The organism is Bacillus cereus group sp. BfR-BA-01355 (assembly GCF_022663675.1).
Taxonomy (GTDB): domain Bacteria; phylum Bacillota; class Bacilli; order Bacillales; family Bacillaceae_G; genus Bacillus_A; species Bacillus_A thuringiensis_S.
Genome location: NZ_JAKUFY010000012.1, coordinates 13,540 through 33,123 on the forward strand (window position 1 = coordinate 13,540; position 19,584 = coordinate 33,123).

Here is a 19,584-nt window from a genome sequence, read left to right on the forward strand (position 1 = left end):
TTAACCATTAAAAAAAGAGAACTTTCTCTAAAAGTCCTCCTACTATTCTAGTCACTATTTTGCTTCAACACAAAAATTGAAAGTTCAGGTACACTCCAAAATCTAACAGGCATCCTAGTAGTCCCAATGCCACGATTTACATATAAATATAACAGCTTACTCTTCCCCTCTACTTCATACATACCTTCAACATAGTTCTCAGCTAGTTTGGTAGTAATTAACGGACCTACAAAAGGAATTTGGACTTGTCCTCCGTGACTATGTCCTGACAGTTGAAGATCAACTGGGTAACGATTGATTTTGGTTACAACATCCGGCTCATGTACTAATAACATGTTGAAATCATTTTGTTTCAAGTTTTTTAAAGTTGAATCTATTTGCGGCTTCCCTAATAGAAAATCATCCAAACCTGATATTGTAATATATTTGCCGTTTTCCACTTTAATTTTCTGCACTTCATTTACTAATACAGAAAAACCAGCTTCCTCCATATATTTTTTGTAAAATAAACTACCGCCCCCGCCCCTATCATGATTCCCAAACACAGCATATTTCCCTAAGGGAGCGTAAATTTTCTGCAAAATAGCCTTCGCTTCTTCTCTTTCCGCACTATAAGACCCAAATTTATCTATTAAATCTCCAGTAAAAACTACTATATCTGGATGTAATTCATTCATCTTCTCCACTAAATGTTCAAGTTGTTTCAGTGTAAACTCTGGTCCTAAATGTACATCTGAAAACTGTAATATTTTTTTATTATTAAATTCTTTAGGAATTGCAGAAGCTTCTATTTCATTCCACGTAACTGTTACTAATTTTCGTTCTATTTCTGTCGCATAATAATACAAACTTACTGGTATCATTAATATACTTATAAAAATAATAATAAATATCTTTACGATTGATTTTTTTCGTTCTTTTTTTACATGATTCGTATTCATGTTTTCACCTCTAGAAACACTTTAAATCCTTATTGTTACATTAATGTGACAACATGAACAATGTTATCAATATGTCGTTCCCTCTCTATTCACTTTGACAATTTTATACAGAAGTCATAACATATTTTTATAATACGTAGATTTTTGAATTTTTTCTATTCATTCCATCATTTTATTACGGAGGGGTTATTCATGTCTGTATTTACACCAGAAGAAATTACGAAACTTGCTGCGAATTCAGGAAGGAAAAAAGGTCATTTATCATTGCTCCCTATGCTAATTCTTGGTTTTTTTGGTGGTGCTTTTATCTCATTAGGGTATTTACTCGATATTCATGTTATTGGGACAATGCCAAAATATTGGGGATCGTTTTCTAGTTTTCTAGGCGCTGCTGTATTCCCTATTGGTCTTATTCTCGTTATTCTTGCAGGCGGTGAACTAGTTACTGGTAACATGATGACAGTTTCTATGGCCTGGTTCCAAAAGAAAATTACTTTATTTTATTTCATACGAAATTTAGTTATTGTTACATTTAGCAATTTCATAGGAGCTGTATTCGTAGCCTATTTTTTCGGTCATATCGTCGGCTTAACTGAAGGAGCTTTTTTAGCGAAAACTATTTCTATCGCTCAAGCGAAACTACAAGATACACCATTGCAAGCATTTATTTCTGCAATCGGATGTAATTGGCTCGTTTGTTTAGCTGTTTGGCTCAGTATGGGAAGTAAAGAATTTATCGGAAAGATTATCGGTATTTGGTTCCCAGTTATGACTTTTGTTGCGATTGGATTTCAACACGTTGTAGCCAATATGTTTGTCATCCCAGCTGCGATTTTTGCCGGTCATTTCACTTGGGCTGAATATTTTCCAAACTTTATTTTTGTTTTCTTTGGAAATTTAGTAGGGGGTATGTTATTTGTAGCACTACCTTACTTCATATCTTATAATAAGAAACTACCTTCTCATCAAGAGAAGACTGAAATGAAGAACAAATCTCTATCCGCTTAAATGGAATGTCTATAAAGTGTCCTAAAAAATATTACAAATTTCATTTTTTTTGCGAATATATGTACGTACACTTGTTCTCGAATGTTTTATACGTTATAATAACAACTTAAATAGCATTATTTACATATGAGGTGAAAAACATGAACAAAACAGAATTAATTAAAAACGTAGCACAAAATGCTGAGATTTCTCAAAAAGAAGCTACTGTAGTTGTACAAACTGTAGTAGAATCAATCACTAACACTTTAGCTGCTGGTGAAAAAGTACAACTTATCGGATTCGGTACATTCGAAGTTCGCGAAAGAGCTGCTCGTACAGGCCGTAACCCACAAACTGGTGAAGAAATGCAAATCGCAGCTTCTAAAGTACCTGCTTTCAAAGCTGGTAAAGAACTAAAAGAAGCTGTAAAATAATGAAAAATATCCTTCTCATTTATGAGAAGGATATTTTTTTCATAACATAATTAATAAAAATCTGACCATTATGCTGTTTCTTTTGTTCTTTTATGCAAATAAAACCTTTACTTTTAAAAAAAGGTTTTGCGGTAATGCTCGCCTCTGTATATATCTCCCTATGCCCCAATTTCACTGCTTCTTTTTCTAACATCTGTAGTATGTATGAAGCGACTCTTTTCCCTTGATAATCTTTATGTGTAAATAAACGATCTACGTAATGATCATCATTATAATCCCCAAATCCCAATATCACACCGTTATGATCCGCTACATAACTAATATTCTTCTCTAAAGACTTTAACCAGCTTTCTCTATCTAGTCGATTTGGTGCCCACGCCTGTAGCTGTAACTCATTATAATCTTTTGCATTAACCGTATGAACTGTCTCATAGAACAATTGTAATACTTGCTCTAAATCTTCTTTCTGAAATGTTCTAACTATAATATCTTTTAACATATATAAGTCTCCTTACCAAACTACCTCTTAACTTTTCTACTACATACGATTCCATATTTCTTCTTTATTATATCGTTTTAATTTCTATACGAACAAAAAAACAATACTTATTCAAAGTATTGTTTTTTAATTCTATTCAATTACTTTAATGTAGCTTTTTAAGACTTTAATTTAACTCTTTGTAATCTTAATGCATTTAATACAACGGATACAGAACTAAATGCCATCGCTGCTCCAGCAACCCAAGGTGCTAAGAAGCCTAATGCCGCGATTGGAATTCCTAACGCGTTATAAGCTAATGCCCAGAATAAATTTTGTTTAATATTTCTTATCGTCATTTTACTCATAAAGATCGCATCAGCAATACTATTTAAATCCCCACGGATTAACGTAATATCTGCCGCTTCCATCGCTACATCCGTTCCTGTTCCAATTGCCATACCGATATCCGCCGTAGCAAGAGCAGGAGCATCATTTATTCCATCTCCAACCATTGCTACTTTCTTACCTTGTGCTTGGAGTTTTTTCACTTCTTCTGCTTTTCCTTCTGGCAATACTTCTGCAATTACGTGATCAATACCAACTTGCTTTGCAATCGCCTGAGCAGTTTGTGTATTATCTCCTGTAATCATCACAACGTCTAGACCCATTTTTTTCAGTCTTGCGATAGCTGCTTTTGAAGTATCTTTCACAGTATCTGCAACGGCAACTATACCGGCATATTCTTTATCGATTGCAATAAGCATTGCTGTTTTTCCTTCTCGTTCTAGCGCTTCCATTGATTTAGAAACTTCTTCAATATCAATATTGAATTCCTTCATTAATCGACGTGTGCCAATTAATAATTGTTTTCCTTCTACAACTGATTCGATACCGAATCCTGGAATCGCTTCAAACGTTTCTGAACTTGGGATATCAATTTTCTTTTCTTTAATTCCTTCTACAATCGCTTCTGCAAGTGGATGTTCAGAATTTCTTTCTGCTGCCCCTACTAAACGTAGTATTTCTTCTTCACGGAATCCATCTGCTACAATTACATCTGTTAACACCGGCTTCCCGTTTGTCACAGTACCTGTTTTATCTAGAATAACTGTATCTAATCGGTGTGTTGCTTCTAAATGCTCCCCGCCCTTAAATAAAATACCATACTCAGCCGATCTTCCTGATCCTGCCATAATAGATGTAGGCGTTGCAAGCCCTAATGCACACGGACAAGCGATAACAAGTACGGCAATCATTTTCTCAAGTGCTCCGCCAAAATCACCAGGTGTAACAAATAGCATCCACACTGCAAATGTGATAATTGCAATCACAACTACAACTGGTACGAAAATACCTGAAATTTGATCTGCTACCCTTTGAATAGGAGCTTTTGAACCTTGAGCCTCTTCTACTACTTTAATAATTTGAGCTAATGCAGTATCTCTGCCTACCTTAGTGGCTTTCACTTTTAAAAACCCATTTTTATTTATTGTAGAACCGATTACTCCATCTCCAATTGTTTTATCAACCGGAATACTTTCGCCTGTTAACATCGATTCATCTATCGCTGACTTTCCTTCTACAATTTCCCCATCTACTGGGATTTTTTCACCAGGCTTTACATAGACGATATCACCAGCTACTACTTCTTCAATCAAAATTTTTATTTCTGTTCCATCTCGCACAACTGTAGCTGTCTTCGCTTGTAAACCCATCAATTTTTTAATCGCTTCTGATGAGCGCCCTTTTGCTTTCGCTTCAAATAATTTACCTAAAATAATTAATGTAATAAGTACCGCACTCGTTTCAAAATATAAATCTGTCATATGTTCCGAAGAACCAATAGATTGAATACTTAAATATACACTATAGAAATAGGCGGCCGACGTTCCAAGCGCCACGAGAACATCCATATTAGCACTTTTATTGCGTAACGCTTTATAAGCCCCAACATAAAACTGTCCACCAATGATAAATTGAACAGGAGTTGCAAGTGTTAGTTGCACCCAAGGGTTCATTAACATATCTGGTAAATAAATAAACGAAGTAAATGAGAAATGACTAACCATTGCCCACAATAATGGGAAAGATAAAATAAACGAAATAATAAACTTCTTCTTTTGTCGCTCAATTTCTTGTAATCGATGATCAGTTGATGCATCTTGATCATCTGGTTTCACTTCTAATTTATATCCTAGCTTCGTAATCACGCTCTTCATTTCATTTACATTAACTTCATCAGGATTAAAGTCTACTGTGGCTGATTCTAAAGCAAAATTTACTGTCGCCTTGTTCACACCATCTAACTTATTTAAACGCTTTTCAACTCTATTTGCACATGCTGCACATGTCATTCCTGAAACAGTAAATTCAGCTTTATCACTTACAATTCCATATCCTAACGATTCAACTTTTTCTTTAAATTGTTGCGGATTTGTTTTAGTTGGATCGTACATTATTTTTGTTTTTTCAAGCGCAAAATTTACATTTGCCTCATGAACACCTTCTACTTTTTTTAGACCTTTTTCAATTCTATTTGCACATGCCGCACATGTCATTCCTGATATTTGAAGATTGGCCTCTTTTTTTTCATTCATGTCTCTCACCTCTATATACCCTTATGAGGTATAATTATTAGCAAAATAAATCGTACTTCATTTAAAGTACGATTTATCTCCATATCTAAAAATAATTATTGAACATCGTATCCTTGATCTTCGATTACAGCAACGATATCTTTTAATGTTACAGCAGACGAATCGATAGTAACTTCAACAGTTCCTTCTGCTAATTGAACCTTCACTTGTTCAACACCGTTTAGCTCTTTCACACTGCTTTCGATAGCATTTACACAATGTCCACAAGACATACCTTCAACTTGTAATGTTAACTGTTCCATTTAAAATCCTCCTCTTGTTTATTCATTGTTTGTTAATCACAATTACATCTTACCATACCCCCCTAAGGTAATCAATGGTTTTATATCATGATTTTTCAATTATTTTCTAAAAGTTTATTTTACACACACTTTTTCACTACAATACACCAAAATCCAATATAAGGGTAAACAAAAAAACAAGCCAGTTAAATACTAGCTTGTTTTTACGCTTTTGAAAAACGTTCAAATACTGTCATTAATTCTTCAATTGCTTCGTCACCATTTCCATTTTTAATAGCTCCTGAAACACAATGACTCGTATGATTTTTGAGAACGCCCATTCCTACTTTTTTCATCGCTGCATTAATCGCTGAAATTTGCACTAAAATATCCACGCAATAACGATCATTTTCAATCATATTTTGAATACCGCGAACCTGTCCTTCAATTCTCTTTAATCTATTTATAATCTGTTCTTTTTCTTTTTCTGATCTATGTGTTACTGCTTCATTCTCTTTATGATCCATATTATCACCTTCTTAAAGTTTCTCTTCATCCAATAAAACAATTGTTTTTATGAGTATACCAATTATAGCATTAAATATCTACGCATGATACCCCATAAGAGTATATTTACACTTTATGCCTATTCTTAACAACTTATTAGCTTCTCAGCCTCAATTATCATGATACCCTTTCCTTTTTTCAAAAAAATAATAAGAGGGGATTATCCATCCCCTCTTATTATTCATCCATAAATACAAAAGTCTCAATTTATACGTGTATAAATTGAGACTTTTTTCCTTCTATATATAATTATTGCTGATCACATACTTTTTCATCATTCACTACTGAAGTTCCTTCCACGGTTACCGTATGAAAACAGTCATTTACACGAACTGTCACAACATTATCTTGCCGATCAATAACATGATATTCATTAAAATTTTTATTCAGAGCACTGCGAATTTGTTCTCCTTCATAAATTGGAATTCCATGTGATAAAACCCAAATAAGCCCAGCGATAGCAAGAATAGTTTTCATACGATCTACCTCCTTGAAAATATAGTGAACTTTTAATCCATGCTTTTGCAGCTCTACGAATCATGATTGGAATGAACTAAGCTTTTTTGGAAATAAGTTCATTTCGTCTATTTTATGTTTATGCTAATTGTGACCGAATTGTGACAACTTTTTGTCTCTTTAGACGAAAAGTTGAAACAAAACGTTCAAAAAGGACAATTCTACATATCAAAAAAGGTTATGGAACGTTTCATCCATAACCTTTTTAAGTCCAATCCTACAACTCATCCACCGTACTTCATGTGATCTTTGTAGAGTTGTTTTATTTTCATTCATTGACATCAAAGCAAAACTTCGAAAATACTTCCCACACAAGTTCATTTCTGCTACTTACCCCAGTCTTTTCAAAAATGGATTTTAAATGATCTTGTACCGTGTATATAGATATACAAAGTTCTTGGGCTAATTCCTTTATCGACATACCTGTAAGAATTTTACGTATTACTTGCTTCTCACGTATTGTAAAACTATAAGCTTCCATAATAAGTGGAAAAATCTCTTCCGGTCTTGCTCTTTCGAATAGAACAATATAACCACCTTGAAAACTACTTGTACGTTCTAACTTACTAGCCCGAATGATTAAAAAATGGCCATAGGCTAAAGGTAGACAAACGTTTTCTTCTCTATTCATACACCCTACATTATACTCGTTAGCCTTTACTTTCGAACAAACCGCACGTATTGGCCTTGGTATTTCTTTTATATTTAACTGTTCATGCTTTCTAAGATTTGAAAGCCACTCGCTGCCACCTTGATTCCAATATAATACACTAAAATCCTCACTTACTATAATCGTACCTGTGCCTATCACCTTCTCTTCTGAAAAAGGTATAGAAACTGTCTTCTTTAAAGCCTCTCCAGCGATTGGGACTATCGTTGCTAAGTACTTACAATCATCGATATGAAAAGCGGGACTTATACTTCCTCGAAATAAACTAAGATGGCCATAACATTTCCCCTTACTCATACAAACGCCCCTTAATTCATCTCCAAAACTTGCTGGTTTTAAAATATTTCGGTATCTAGAGCTTTTCTTTTGTTCACCATTTGTCGCCATACTTAGAGAAGCAACATGAGGAGAGTGTTCTGTTAAACATTTAAATTTATTAAAATCATCTTCTAAAAATTCATTCATAAACAATTGTGGATGAATTTTTTCAACACTCTCATCGGTAAATGCCCCAGTAGATAAAAAAGAAATTGGGTCTATAGTTGTAAAACAAGCGGCGTCAAAATCAATAACTTTACGTATCAAGTGGAGAAATGACTCTTGAAATGATCTTATAGAACTTATATGATTCGCTACCATTTTAATTTCTTTCATTGTTTTTTCATGCATCCTCTTCCCCCCCAGATTTACGGGATTGTTCCCCTTCATAATTTCATTTCATAATAAACCTATAAAACACATACTTAGGAGGTTAAAAATGAATTGGAATGATACTACCGTAAATTCATATGAACAAAGAATTCCATGTAAAATCCCAGGCTACTACCACCTATATGAAATGATGAACCATTTTTTATTTACTACACTCCCTATAAAAAACATGAATCCAAATTTACTAGTTATAGGTGCTGGTGGCGGACAAGAAATTCTCTCAATAGGCAAACAAAATAACAACTTATCTTTTACAGGGGTCGATCCATCTGAAAGCATGCTACAGTTAGCTAAAAAAAGAATTAAAAACGAAGGCATACAAAACCATGTTCATCTTGTACATGGAACTATCCATACATTATTACCAAATCAGTTATTTGACGCTGCCACCTGTATGCTTGTCCTGCACTTCATTCCAACTAATAAGGAGAAAAAAGAACTTATTAATGATATTAGTAGTCGCCTAAAGCCTGGTGCGCCATTCTTTCTCGCTTCAATAAATGGTGTGCCCCATACAAGTATGTTTTCTACACAATTACATGCTTGGCGCAATCATATGATGCAAAATCAAATTCCATTAGAAGATTGGGACCGATTTGAAAATTCTTTTGAAACAGAAATATTTCCTATTTCCGAAGCTAATTTATTAACTATTATGGAGGAATGTGGCTTTACTCAAATGACTCGCTTTTTCACTAGTTTTTTAATTGATGGATACGTTGCCTTTAAACAATAAGGAAAAAAGGTAAGCAATTGCTTACCTTTTTTCCTATACGTAACTAATAAATCTCAATCCTTTACTTAAAGACGTCGGCACAACAGATGCATGATTCTCTCCTTCAGCTTCATAAAACTTAAATTTAAGTTTATCGTGGTTTACTTGGAGAAGGCGCTCTGATAATTCATTTGCACCTACAACCATATGCTCTCGTTCTAGTGACCCAACTGTAAGGAACACTCCTGTTTCAAACTTAGCATTGTTTAATTCATGTATAAGGTTCTCTTCTTTTTCAAGTACAGATTTATTATTCCACCATATAGATGGACTACTAATAAAATAATTTTGAAAAGCATTTAAGTTTGTAAATAGTATATGGAGAGCAAATAGTCCACCTAAAGAATGCCCAAATAACGTTTGCTTACCTTTATCAATCTCAAAATTCTTTTCAATTTGTGGTTTCAGTTCTTCTTCAATAAAAGTAAAGAAATTATGTGCTCCTCCTGTTTTAGGCCACGGTTTACCATCTGGTTTTAAAGGAGCATCTTTTGAAATTACGCTAGGCGTAAAATCATAGCATCTTTCTTCCCCTGAAAATGCGCCTTCAATTGGATAACCCACTCCTACTATAACAGCTGGTGAAACACCGGTTTTTTCCGCTCTTACTGATTGTATTTTAACTGCTTCATGAAATGTTTGAAAAAAGGCATTGCCATCTAATACGTAAATGACAGGATATCCTGAATCCGGTGCTGGTTGCCTCGGCTTTGAAATATGAATTTGATATTCTTTACCTTTTAATTTTGAATACATTTTCCACTGCTCTGTATTAGATGTTATAATCTGCTGTTTTTCAACTGTAGTATTCACCCTATCCCCCCCTTTTTAACTTGTTACATATATTTCGATTTTTTCTTCTTGAGATACAACGCTATCATAACCGAAACAAACAGGAGCCCCGTTATACGGATCAATCATGACACGCGCATCAATATGAAATACTTCTTTTAACACTTCATTTGTAATGATTTCTTCTGGGCTACCAGTTATAACAATTTCTCCTTCCTTCATTGCAATAATTTCATCTGAAAACCTTGCTGCATGATTAATATCATGTAATACCATAACAACCGTACAATTATATTCTTTATTTAACTTCTCCACAATTTGTAATACATCTAATTGATGAGACATATCAAGGTATGTAGTTGGCTCATCTAATAGCAACACTTCTGTCTCTTGTGCTAATGCCATCGCTAGCCATACCTTTTGTCTTTGACCGCCCGATAAATTTGCAATTTGTCTCGTCCGAAATTCAGAAGTTTTCGTTATATCTAATGCCCAATCAATCATTTCTTTATCTTTTGTCGTTAACTTATTTACGTTATTTCGATGTGGATAGCGTCCATAAGAAATTAATTCTTCCACTTTAAGTTCACCTGGTGCAATTGGCGTTTGCGGGAGTAAAGCTAACTGCTTCGCAATTTCTTTCGTTGGAATTGTATGTAAATCTTGCCCTTGCAAATATACTTTTCCGCTTTTTTGTTTTAAAATTCTTCCCATTGTTTTTAACAATGTCGATTTACCGCAACCGTTTGGACCTATAATTGTCGTTACTTTTCCTTCTTGTATTTCCACATTTAAATCGCGAAACACTGTAAGCTTTTCATAACTTGTTTCTAAATTTTTTGCACTTAAAATACTCACTTTTATTCCTCCTCTTACGCTTTCGCCTTATAAAGTAAATATAAGAAATACGGTACACCGACAATAGAAATAACGATTCCAACTGGTAGCTCTACAGGTGTGAAAACTGTTTTCGCAATAAAGTCTGAAGCAATTACAAGAAACATTCCTATTACGCCGCACGTAGGAATTATATACTTATGTTGAATACCGACAAGTCTTTTCGCTATATGCGGTGCCATTAGTCCAATAAAACCGATACTCCCTGAAACAGCAACACATGCGCTCACAAGTCCGATACTACTTAACAGTAAAATCGATTTCTCTCTTTCTACTGAAACACCTAAACTTGTAATACTCGTTTCTTCCAATTGAAATAAATCTAATAAATAAGCTTTCTTTTGTATAAGCGGAATTAAGATAATAAGCCATGGTAACATAGCCACAATATACTTCCAGTTTGCACTATATATACTTCCAGACACCCACACTGCAGCCATCTCGAAATCGGTTGACTTCATTTTGAGTGATAAATACATAGAGAATGCTCCAAACCCTGAACCGATTGCAATCCCTGTTAATAACAGTCGTTGCGAATCTAACTTACCGTTTTTCCAAGAAAACAAATAAATGATTAGCGCTGCACCTAATCCACCTATTAAACCAAACATAGGCATCATCATTATAGAAATCCAATTTGTGCTCTTTAGTTGCCCTTGAAAGAAAAACATAAAAATAACGATGGCTGTTCCTGCTCCGGCGTTTACGCCTAAAATACCTGGGTCTGCCAATCCATTTCTTGTAATCCCTTGAATAACGGCACCCGCAACACCAAGGCCTAATCCTACTAATCCAGCAATTACAATACGCGGAAGGCGAAACTCAAAAATAACTAAATCATGTTCTGGTACTGGATCAATTCTAAAAAGTGTTTTAAATACATCTGTAATCGTAATATCAAACGTACCATTCGTTAAACTAATGTAAATGGCACATAGTATTAAAAATACAATAATCCCCATCGTCATTCCAAAACGTTGACTTGAACTTTTAAGCATGTCTCTCTCCTCCTCTTGTACGAATTAAATAAAGGAAGAAAGGAATTCCAATTAAAGATGTTACGACTCCAATTGGCGTTTCAAATGGATAATTTACAAATCTACTTAAAACATCACATAACGCTAAGAAAACGCCACCAATAACGCCTGCACATGGCAAAATCCACTTATAATCTACCCCAATTATAAAGCGAGTAATGTGCGGAATAATTAAACCTACAAAACCAACTTTCCCCACTAAAGCAACTGCTGTTCCTGTTAAAAAGATAACTGATAAAATTGCCATCGCTTTAACTAGTTTTGTACGCTGCCCTAAATTAATAGAAACCTCTTCGCCTAATGAAAGAATGGTAATAGATTTTGATATTAACAGCGCTAAAATTATTCCAATTATCCCAAACGGTATCGTAATTTTAATGATATTAGGATCTACTTGATCTAATTTTGCATTAAACCAAAAACTAACATTTTGAGAAATTTGAAAATATGAAGCCATTGCAGCCGATACACTGCTTAAAAATGTTCCAATAACTGTCCCTATAATCGCTAACCTAACTGGTGATAAGCCATTTTGAAGGAGCGAACCAAAACCAAACACGATACCGGCTCCTAGTGCAGAACCAATCATTGAACATAAAACCATACCAATTGATGACATTCCCGGAAGAAAGATCATACAAAGTGTAATAACAAAGGCAGCGCCATCCGTCACACCCATAATAGAAGGGGATGCAAGATAGTTTCTTGTCATCCCCTGCATAAGTGCTCCTGATATGGCTAGAAATGCTCCGACTAAAAGAGCTGCAACTACCCTTGGTAAACGTGAAGTAATAATAATATTATGATTTACATCGCTTGAATCAAAATGAAATAATGCGTTCCACACTGTTTCAGCATCAATACTTTTCGCCCCATACAAAATCGAAAGTATAACTGTAAATAAGATGAGTATGGGTGCTATACATAATATGGTTACTGGTACTGCATTTGTTTTCTGCATATCATTCAACGCACCTTACTTATTGTATTATTTAGATAAATTTTTCACTGCTTCTTTTAAGAATGCTGTTTTACTCCAAGCAGTACCACCTTGTGCCATTGGATCTACAACATTTACAAATACTTTCTTTTCCTTCGCAGCATTCATACTTTGCCAAATTGGATTACTTTCAATTTCTTCTAACACTTTCGGGTTTTTATTTTCACTTGCCTCATATTGTAAGAAAATATAATCTGGGTTAAGTTCAGCAAGTTTTTCAAATGAAATTTTCTCTTGTGCTTTTACAGTTTTCAATTGTTCTGGAGCAGTTAGTCCAAGATCTTTATAAATTACAGGGTTGAAGTATACTCCATCTGGATATAAGAATAATTCGTTTGCTCTTAATCTAATGACAAGTACTTTTTTATCTTTTAACTTATCTCCTAGTTTTGCTTTTGCTTTTTCAGCGTCCGAATTGTAGTCTTTAATAATTTTTTCTGCTTTATCTTTTTTACCAGTTAATTCTCCCATTAACTTTAAGTTATCTTCCCAATTTGTTGAAACGTGTGATACCGGGAATGTAGGAGCTACTTTCGTAAACTTTTCAGCTGTTTCTGCTGGGAATTTCGTACTCGATGTAATAACATCTGGTTTTAATTGTAGTAATGTTTCGAAATTTGGTTGCATTTTCTCACCAACAGATTTCGCACCTTCTAACTCTTTTTCAAGGTATTTTGGTAATTTACCACCTACAGTAATGGCACCAACTGGTTTAATTCCAAGTACCGCCGCATCTTCCATTGACTCTAAACTAGCTGTCGCAATTTTATCTACTTTTGCTGGCACTGTATATTCTTTACCTAAATATGTAATTTTTCGTTTTTCATCTTTTTTCGTTTCCGTAGCTTTTGTCTGTTGTTTTTGCTCGCCTGAAGTTTTATCCGCACTATTACATGCCGCTAAACCTACACTTAAAACTGTAACCATCCCTAAAGTAAATAATTTCTTGTTCATCTTTATATGTCTCCTCTCGAATTTTCAAACTATATTCTCAATAAAATTTAACTATATGAACCTTGTCTCAAATATATATTTCATTAGATTAATAATTTTATCCAGAACTCATTCACGTTCACTTCCCCTAGACTATAATTCTTTTACACCTTCACCACTTGATAACCGTTTCTACTGATAATGATTATCGTTACTAAGTATATATTTAATATGAAATTATTTCAAGAATGATTTGAAAAATTTTAACAAACTGAATTAAAAAAAGAAGTATCCGCCTGATTTTAGGGAGATACTTCTTTTTTTAGAAATTTATATGTAATTCAACTGGACAATGGTCTGATCCCATTACTTCACTATTAATTTTCGCTTCTGTTATTTGGTCTTTCATTCTTTCCGAAACAACAAAATAATCTAAACGCCATCCGATATTTTTCGCTCTCGCGCCCATACGATACGACCACCACGAGTATGCACCTTCTTGATCAGAATAAAGGTAACGATACGTATCAATAAATCCTTCTTCTAAAATACATGTAAATTTCTCTCGTTCCTCATCGGAGAATCCAGGGTTTTTACGATTACTTTTTGGATTTTTCAAATCGATTTCTTTATGAGCAACATTTAGGTCTCCACAAAAAATAACTGGTTTTTTCTCATCTAATCGTTTGATATAGGATCTGAAATCATCTTCCCATTTCATTCTGTAATCTAATCGTTCTAATCCACGTTTTGAATTTGGTGTATATAACGTGATCATGTAAAAATCTTCGAATTCTAATGTAATAAGTCGCCCTTCTTGATCATGCTCTTCAATTTCTAAGCCGTATGTAACAGAAAGCGGTTCTTTTTTTGTAAAAATAGCCGTTCCCGAATACCCTTTTTTCACAGCGTAATTCCAGTATGTATAATATCCCTCTAGATTTAAATCAATTTGGCCACTTTGCAATTTAATCTCTTGCAGACAAAATATATCTGCATTAGATTCTTCGAGATATTCTAAAAATCCACCCTTTGCAATAACTGCACGTAAACCATTTACATTCCATGAAATTAACTTCACTTATAGTCCTCCTCTTGATGTTCACTTTCAAAGTTCATGCTATCACAAAATAGAAAAACAATCATATGTTCATCTTTGTAATCTTGCTCTTACATTTGTAAATACGTACATACGCACTTTATTCAGGTTATACTACTTTCAGAGGTGATGTTTTTGCACAATGAAGGGTTAACATTAACGAGTGAGTATTGGCATGCAATTATTCATAATGATTCTTCCTATGATAGCAAATTCTTTTATGCTGTGAAATCAACTAGAATCTTTTGCAGGCCATCATGCAAATCAAGAATACCGAATAGAAACAATGTACGAATTTTTCATCATGCAGAACAAGCATTAAGTGAAAACTTTCGCCCGTGCAAACGTTGTAAGCCAAACGGGATCACTTTACCTAATGAAGAGTGGGTAGAACAAATTAAAGACTATATCGAAAAGCATTATGACGAATCCTTAACTCTCGACATGCTTGCGGAAATGTGTCATGGTAGCCCTTTTCATTTACAGCGTACTTTCAAAAGAATAATAGGGCTAACTCCTATAGAATATATACAACAATTCAGGGTTCTTAAAGCAACCGAATACCTTTTACACACAAATCAATCTATTAAAGAAATTAGTACTGCTGTCGGGATAGAAAACCCAGAGTATTTCGCAACTTTATTTAAAAAGAAAACCGGATTTACTCCTACTGAATATCGAAAAAAGAACGAAATGAAAGAGGGATACGATAATGAATTCCTACAAAAATAATTATATATATTGGACGCTACTTACACATAAAAATTGGCGATTTCATATTGCTGCAACTGAAAATGGACTATGTTTCATTGGATCACAAGACGAAAACTTTGAAGAATTAAATATATGGGCTAGAAAAAAACTGCCCCAACATATATTGATCCATAGTCCAGATTACTTGCAAATATATACGAAAGAAATTATCGAATATTTAGAAAGCAAGCGAGAAACTTTTACATTCCCTATCGATGCTTATGGAACTAATTTTCAATCATCTGTTTGGAATGCGGTACGTGAAATTCCTTATGGAAAGACCTATTCTTATACAGAAATTGCTGAAAGAATTCAAAAACCTAAAGCTGTGCGCGCCGTTGCTTCTGCTATTGCTGCTAACCCTCTTCTTATTACCATTCCTTGTCACCGCGTTATTGGGAAGAATGGGAAACTAACCGGATTTAGGGGTGGATTAGAAATGAAGAAAAAATTGCTTACATTAGAAAAGTTGCAGGTGGAATTCATATGACAGCAGAATATAATAGCGCATTATCTATAGCAGTTCCAAAAGAATTTTGTTTCCAAGAAAATTTACGTTATCTATCACGTTCTAACAATGAATGTATGTTCTATATTGAAGATAACAAAATTTATAAAGTTATCCCTGTTCAAGATATAAATCCTTTAGTTGAAATTAGTGTGAATACAGATGGCAATATTCAAATACTTTGTTTAGAAGAATCATTCACATCTGAAAAATCGATACGTGAAGCTGTAGCTAACTATGTAAAAGAATGGTTTGATTTAACTACTGATTTAGCCCCCTTTTATACATTAGCTAAACATGATTTACTCCTTCAAGGACCAATTGAACAATATTATGGCCTTCGTACTTTAGGTATTCCAGACTTATTTGAGGCACTTTCCTGGGGAATTATCGGTCAACAAATTAACCTAACATATGCTTATACGCTAAAAAGAAGATTAGTTGAGCAATTTGGAAGTTATGTAGAATGGGACGGTAGAAAGCATTGGATATTCCCATCACCTGAAACAATTGCAAATCTACATGTAGAAGATCTCCAACAATTAAAAATGACGACTAGAAAATGTGAATATTTAATCGGTATTGCGAAGCTTATCACAGAGGGAAAACTATCAAAAGAGGATTTACTGCAAACACAAGATGTAAAGGTTGCTGAGAAACAATTAACCGCTATCCATGGTATAGGCCCATGGACTGCCAACTATGTTTTAATGCGTTGTTTAAGATTTCCTTCAGCTTTTCCAATTGATGATGTTGGTCTGCATAATGCAATTAAATTTATAACAGGTTCCGAAAATAAACCGACTAAAAATGAAATAAAAGATTTCGCGGCAAACTGGGCTAATTGGGAGTCTTATGCGACTTTTTATTTATGGCGAGTACTATATTAAAAGAACCAAGTAGCACATTCGTACTACTTGGTTCTTTTTTAAGCTTGCTCCTCAAAACGTCTTGCAATTTCTACAATAACTTGAACGGCTTTTTCCATATTATCTACCGAAACATACTCAAATTTACCGTGATAGTTTTCACCACCAGTGAAAATATTCGGCGTCGGTAATCCCATATATGATAATTGTGATCCATCTGTGCCTCCGCGAATCGGATGAATATTTGGTTCAATGTCTAAACTTTTCATTGCTTCATATGCAATATCAACAATTTCTCTTACCGGTTCAATTTTTTCAAGCATGTTATAGTATTGATCATTCATTTCTAAGACGACTGCATCTTCACCATACTTTTCTTGCATATTCTTCACAATATTTTTAACGTTATTTTTACGTGCCTCAAAATTTTCACGATCAAAGTCTCGAACAATATAATACGCTTTACTTTGCTCAACATCACCATTTAAAGAAAGTAAATGATAGAATCCTTCATAGCCTTCTGTATATTCTGGCGCCTCTTCTACTGGTAAATGCCCATTAAACTCCATAGCCAGTTTAGTTGCATTGCGCATTTTATTTTTCGCTGTTCCAGGATGTGTATTCGTTCCGTTAAACGTTAACTTAGCACCTGCAGCATTAAAACTTTCATACTCTAAACCACCTAATGGACCTCCATCCATCGTATAAGCGAATGATGCACCAAACGCTTCTACATCAAAATGCGCTGGCCCACGACCAATTTCTTCATCCGGTGTAAATGCTACTCTTATTTTCCCGTGCTTAATTTGCGGATTATGTATTAAATGGTTCATTGCAACCATAATTTCTGTAAGACCAGCTTTATCATCTGCTCCTAGAAGTGTTGTACCATCAGTTGTAATAATGGTATGCCCTTTATATGATGGTAATTCCGGGAACTGCTCTGGTGTTAACACAACATTTAGCTCTTCATTTAACGTAATTGCATTACCATCAAAATTTTCATGAATTTGTGGCTTGACGTTTTTCCCTGTAAAGTCTGTTGCCGTATCTAAATGAGCTAAAAATCCGATTACAGGAACATCCTTGTCCGTATTAGCTGGAAGTGTTGCCATTACATAGCCATTATCATCCATCATTACTTCTGTTAACCCAATTTCTTTTAGCTCTTCCACTAATAACTTACCAAACTCAATTTGTCCTGGTGTTGTTGGTACTGTATGGCTTTCTTCATTTGATTGCGTATCAATTTTTACATATCTCGTAAATCTTTCAATAAGTTCTTGTTTCAAGTTCATTCACTCCCTTTTACGTTTCTCTCTCCATTATAATCCTTAAAACGAAATATTTTAACTTTTTTGACTGTGAAGATACATATTTCATTTACATTGTTAACATTTTTAAACGAATGATAAAAAGACATAATATTTGTACATTAAAACCGTAACAGGTAACATACATAATTATAAAATATGGGAGGTTTTAAAGATGAGGCTAACTCTCTTTCGCTATTTTCTTTTTTTCTTAGGATTAATTTTCTTTGGCCTTGGAAATGCTCTTGCGGTCAAAGTTAAATTTCTAGGCTTGCACCCTTGGGAAGTTTTAAATATGGCTCTCTACCAAAAGTTTGGATGGACCATTGGTACGTGGAGTGTCATATGTGGGTTATGTCTCGTTCTAATATCTTTACTAGTAGATCGAAAATATATAAATGTCGGTACATTTTTGAATGCACTACTTATCGGTCCCATTATGGACTTTTTCTTACAATCAAACATGCTTCCAGACGCTAGTAATTATTTATGGATAAACTTACTCATTTTATTTTCTGGTATTGCCATTACAGGTATCGGGGGAGGGATGTACGTTGCAGCTGGGATTGGCGCTGGCCCTCGTGATGGATTCATGCTTACTATTTCCGACAAAACAGGACTTTCTATTAGCCATGCTAGAATCATAGTAGAATGTATTGTACTAGTTGTTGGATTTATGCTAGGCGGTCCTGTTTTCATCGTAACTTTTCTGTACACCTTTATTCAAAGTCCAATCTTTCAGCAATCATTTAAGATGTTTCAAACACTTTTACATACTTTACATAACAAAAAGAAAATTAGTGAACATATTTAAAGTACTGCTTAATGCAAATAAATTCACCCTATTTACGACTCCCGCCGCAAATAGGGTGTTTCTGTTTTTATCTCGCAATTTAAGAATATATAATACTACTCATTCACAATAAAAGTATATACATCATCATAAATACAACCATTTACTTTAATCACATACTTCCCAGGTTTATTAAAACTAATTGTGTATTTATTTAACTGAATTGCTTCTTTATCTCCAGAAAGAATATCAATACTTCTGCCACTTAATACATACAATTCATTTAGATCCATCGTTACATCAATTGTATTGAAATTTTCCACTTTCACTTGCTGTGCTTCCGCAACGCTTACACTTGGTTCTAAAAACAGTAGTCCACTTAATCCAATCGTCCCCGCTAAAGCAACTCCCGCAAACTTTTTAATCTGTTTCATTACAATGACCTCCTTATAGATTTTGCGTAAAGGTGATGTCCCCCTTACACCACAAAGCCTATATGTAATGAAATGAAAAGTAAACGGGGACTGTAAGACAAAATTCTACATCTTTTTCTCCTATTGAATATAAATCCAACGTTTGGAGTTTTGACACATTTAAAATTGTTTCCCTAAACCAATTCCCCCATAATTT

22 protein-coding genes are annotated in these 19,584 nt (G+C 34.3%); 7 read left to right on the forward strand and 15 right to left on the reverse strand.

All coding sequences use genetic code 11. The features are described 5' to 3' along the window. Positions 1-47 precede the first annotated feature (47 nt). Positions 48-941, reverse strand: a complete 894-nt coding sequence (locus tag MR167_RS06195; protein ID WP_242314192.1) for a metallophosphoesterase — start codon at positions 939-941, stop codon at positions 48-50. Positions 942-1,133: 192 nt separating this feature from the next. Between MR167_RS06195 and MR167_RS06200 the strand changes: the two genes are divergently transcribed. Both MR167_RS06200 and MR167_RS06205 read left to right on the forward strand, forming a co-directional pair. Next, a complete protein-coding gene (locus MR167_RS06200) occupies positions 1,134-1,949 on the forward strand; it encodes a formate/nitrite transporter family protein (protein WP_000110552.1) in 816 nt (271 codons plus the stop codon). Between the two features lie 140 nt (positions 1,950-2,089). After that, on the forward strand, positions 2,090-2,362 hold the full coding sequence (locus tag MR167_RS06205; RefSeq protein WP_001043904.1) for an HU family DNA-binding protein: 273 nt from the start codon (positions 2,090-2,092) through the stop codon (positions 2,360-2,362). A gap of 19 nt (positions 2,363-2,381) precedes the next feature. Here MR167_RS06205 and MR167_RS06210 read toward each other — a convergent pair whose 3' ends face one another. From MR167_RS06210 to MR167_RS06235, 6 genes are all read right to left on the reverse strand, one after another. Then, positions 2,382-2,861: a GNAT family N-acetyltransferase gene (locus MR167_RS06210; protein WP_000910172.1), complete on the reverse strand. Its 480-nt coding sequence runs from the start codon at positions 2,859-2,861 to the stop codon at positions 2,382-2,384. A 158-nt stretch (positions 2,862-3,019) separates the two neighbouring features. After that, positions 3,020-5,440, reverse strand: coding sequence for a heavy metal translocating P-type ATPase (locus tag MR167_RS06215; protein ID WP_001003184.1), 2,421 nt, complete (start codon positions 5,438-5,440; stop codon positions 3,020-3,022). Between the two features lie 95 nt (positions 5,441-5,535). Further along, complete coding sequence (copZ, locus tag MR167_RS06220) at positions 5,536-5,742, reverse strand: copper chaperone CopZ (protein WP_000436973.1); 207 nt, start codon at positions 5,740-5,742, stop codon at positions 5,536-5,538. Between the two features lie 203 nt (positions 5,743-5,945). Beyond that, a complete protein-coding gene (locus tag MR167_RS06225) occupies positions 5,946-6,248 on the reverse strand; it encodes a metal-sensing transcriptional repressor (RefSeq protein WP_000349643.1) in 303 nt (100 codons plus the stop codon). 289 nt (positions 6,249-6,537) lie between these two features. After that, entirely contained in the window at positions 6,538-6,765 is a 228-nt protein-coding gene (locus MR167_RS06230) for a hypothetical protein (RefSeq protein ID WP_000849105.1), read from the reverse strand. A gap of 307 nt (positions 6,766-7,072) precedes the next feature. After that, positions 7,073-8,143 carry a helix-turn-helix transcriptional regulator gene (locus MR167_RS06235; RefSeq protein ID WP_242314194.1) on the reverse strand — a complete coding sequence of 357 codons (1,071 nt, stop codon included), beginning with the start codon at positions 8,141-8,143 and terminating at the stop codon, positions 7,073-7,075. A gap of 88 nt (positions 8,144-8,231) precedes the next feature. Here MR167_RS06235 and MR167_RS06240 point away from each other — a divergent pair, with 88 nt between their 5' ends. Continuing rightward, positions 8,232-8,921 carry a class I SAM-dependent methyltransferase gene (locus MR167_RS06240; RefSeq protein WP_106081625.1) on the forward strand — a complete coding sequence of 230 codons (690 nt, stop codon included), beginning with the start codon at positions 8,232-8,234 and terminating at the stop codon, positions 8,919-8,921. Positions 8,922-8,954: 33 nt separating this feature from the next. On the opposite strand, the gene MR167_RS06245 is transcribed toward MR167_RS06240, so the two are convergent. The 6 genes from MR167_RS06245 to MR167_RS06270 all read right to left on the reverse strand — a co-directional run bounded on the left by MR167_RS06245 (position 8,955) and on the right by MR167_RS06270 (position 14,700). Further along, on the reverse strand, positions 8,955-9,773 hold the full coding sequence (locus tag MR167_RS06245) for an alpha/beta hydrolase (RefSeq protein ID WP_001098706.1): 819 nt from the start codon (positions 9,771-9,773) through the stop codon (positions 8,955-8,957). Between the two features lie 15 nt (positions 9,774-9,788). Then, the gene (locus tag MR167_RS06250) at positions 9,789-10,610 is read right to left on the reverse strand and encodes an ABC transporter ATP-binding protein (RefSeq protein ID WP_242314196.1); all 822 of its coding nucleotides are present in this window, start codon (positions 10,608-10,610) and stop codon (positions 9,789-9,791) included. Between the two features lie 14 nt (positions 10,611-10,624). After that, complete coding sequence (locus MR167_RS06255; RefSeq protein WP_242314198.1) at positions 10,625-11,647, reverse strand: FecCD family ABC transporter permease; 1,023 nt, start codon at positions 11,645-11,647, stop codon at positions 10,625-10,627. Continuing rightward, a complete protein-coding gene (locus MR167_RS06260) occupies positions 11,640-12,647 on the reverse strand; it encodes a FecCD family ABC transporter permease (protein WP_001173054.1) in 1,008 nt (335 codons plus the stop codon). Before MR167_RS06260 ends, MR167_RS06255 begins: the two co-directional genes overlap by 8 nt. A 27-nt stretch (positions 12,648-12,674) precedes the next feature. After that, entirely contained in the window at positions 12,675-13,640 is a 966-nt protein-coding gene (locus MR167_RS06265) for an iron-hydroxamate ABC transporter substrate-binding protein (RefSeq protein ID WP_001035504.1), read from the reverse strand. A 301-nt stretch (positions 13,641-13,941) separates the two neighbouring features. Beyond that, entirely contained in the window at positions 13,942-14,700 is a 759-nt protein-coding gene (locus tag MR167_RS06270; protein WP_000767606.1) for an exodeoxyribonuclease III, read from the reverse strand. Positions 14,701-14,853: 153 nt separating this feature from the next. Between MR167_RS06270 and MR167_RS06275 the strand changes: the two genes are divergently transcribed. The 3 genes from MR167_RS06275 to MR167_RS06285 are packed head-to-tail and all read left to right on the forward strand — an operon-like array spanning position 14,854 to position 16,869. Further along, positions 14,854-15,450: a bifunctional transcriptional activator/DNA repair enzyme AdaA gene (locus tag MR167_RS06275; RefSeq protein WP_184121127.1), complete on the forward strand. Its 597-nt coding sequence runs from the start codon at positions 14,854-14,856 to the stop codon at positions 15,448-15,450. Next, on the forward strand, positions 15,431-15,961 hold the full coding sequence (locus MR167_RS06280; RefSeq protein WP_001089834.1) for a methylated-DNA--[protein]-cysteine S-methyltransferase: 531 nt from the start codon (positions 15,431-15,433) through the stop codon (positions 15,959-15,961). Before MR167_RS06275 ends, MR167_RS06280 begins: the two co-directional genes overlap by 20 nt. Next, positions 15,958-16,869 (forward strand): DNA-3-methyladenine glycosylase 2, encoded by a 912-nt coding sequence (locus MR167_RS06285; RefSeq protein ID WP_242314200.1) that lies wholly within the window; start codon positions 15,958-15,960, stop codon positions 16,867-16,869. Before MR167_RS06280 ends, MR167_RS06285 begins: the two co-directional genes overlap by 4 nt. A gap of 38 nt (positions 16,870-16,907) precedes the next feature. Here MR167_RS06285 and pepT read toward each other — a convergent pair whose 3' ends face one another. Further along, the gene (gene pepT, locus MR167_RS06290) at positions 16,908-18,140 is read right to left on the reverse strand and encodes a peptidase T (protein WP_000807003.1); all 1,233 of its coding nucleotides are present in this window, start codon (positions 18,138-18,140) and stop codon (positions 16,908-16,910) included. Between the two features lie 196 nt (positions 18,141-18,336). On the opposite strand from pepT, the gene MR167_RS06295 reads away from it, so the two are divergent. After that, positions 18,337-18,975 carry a YczE/YyaS/YitT family protein gene (locus MR167_RS06295; RefSeq protein WP_106081624.1) on the forward strand — a complete coding sequence of 213 codons (639 nt, stop codon included), beginning with the start codon at positions 18,337-18,339 and terminating at the stop codon, positions 18,973-18,975. A 95-nt stretch (positions 18,976-19,070) separates the two neighbouring features. Here the strand turns inward: MR167_RS06295 and MR167_RS06300 are convergent, their stop codons facing one another. After that, positions 19,071-19,388, reverse strand: coding sequence for a hypothetical protein (locus MR167_RS06300; protein WP_000809494.1), 318 nt, complete (start codon positions 19,386-19,388; stop codon positions 19,071-19,073). Positions 19,389-19,584: the final 196 nt, after the last annotated feature.

What these genes read in the sequence shown, in the direction of transcription:
- MR167_RS06195 (WP_242314192.1), bottom strand. Translation starts at nt 941, where the DNA reads ATGAATACGAATCATGTAAAAAAAGAACGAAAAAAATCAATCGTAAAG.
- MR167_RS06200 (WP_000110552.1), top strand. Translation starts at nt 1,134, where the DNA reads ATGTCTGTATTTACACCAGAAGAAATTACGAAACTTGCTGCGAATTCA.
- MR167_RS06205 (WP_001043904.1), top strand. Translation starts at nt 2,090, where the DNA reads ATGAACAAAACAGAATTAATTAAAAACGTAGCACAAAATGCTGAGATT.
- MR167_RS06210 (WP_000910172.1), bottom strand. Translation starts at nt 2,861, where the DNA reads ATGTTAAAAGATATTATAGTTAGAACATTTCAGAAAGAAGATTTAGAG.
- MR167_RS06215 (WP_001003184.1), bottom strand. Translation starts at nt 5,440, where the DNA reads ATGAATGAAAAAAAAGAGGCCAATCTTCAAATATCAGGAATGACATGT.
- copZ (WP_000436973.1), bottom strand. Translation starts at nt 5,742, where the DNA reads ATGGAACAGTTAACATTACAAGTTGAAGGTATGTCTTGTGGACATTGT.
- MR167_RS06225 (WP_000349643.1), bottom strand. Translation starts at nt 6,248, where the DNA reads ATGGATCATAAAGAGAATGAAGCAGTAACACATAGATCAGAAAAAGAA.
- MR167_RS06230 (WP_000849105.1), bottom strand. Translation starts at nt 6,765, where the DNA reads ATGAAAACTATTCTTGCTATCGCTGGGCTTATTTGGGTTTTATCACAT.
- MR167_RS06235 (WP_242314194.1), bottom strand. Translation starts at nt 8,143, where the DNA reads ATGCATGAAAAAACAATGAAAGAAATTAAAATGGTAGCGAATCATATA.
- MR167_RS06240 (WP_106081625.1), top strand. Translation starts at nt 8,232, where the DNA reads ATGAATTGGAATGATACTACCGTAAATTCATATGAACAAAGAATTCCA.
- MR167_RS06255 (WP_242314198.1), bottom strand. Translation starts at nt 11,647, where the DNA reads ATGCTTAAAAGTTCAAGTCAACGTTTTGGAATGACGATGGGGATTATT.
- MR167_RS06260 (WP_001173054.1), bottom strand. Translation starts at nt 12,647, where the DNA reads ATGCAGAAAACAAATGCAGTACCAGTAACCATATTATGTATAGCACCC.
- MR167_RS06265 (WP_001035504.1), bottom strand. Translation starts at nt 13,640, where the DNA reads ATGAACAAGAAATTATTTACTTTAGGGATGGTTACAGTTTTAAGTGTA.
- MR167_RS06280 (WP_001089834.1), top strand. Translation starts at nt 15,431, where the DNA reads ATGAATTCCTACAAAAATAATTATATATATTGGACGCTACTTACACAT.
- MR167_RS06285 (WP_242314200.1), top strand. Translation starts at nt 15,958, where the DNA reads ATGACAGCAGAATATAATAGCGCATTATCTATAGCAGTTCCAAAAGAA.
- MR167_RS06295 (WP_106081624.1), top strand. Translation starts at nt 18,337, where the DNA reads ATGAGGCTAACTCTCTTTCGCTATTTTCTTTTTTTCTTAGGATTAATT.
- MR167_RS06300 (WP_000809494.1), bottom strand. Translation starts at nt 19,388, where the DNA reads ATGAAACAGATTAAAAAGTTTGCGGGAGTTGCTTTAGCGGGGACGATT.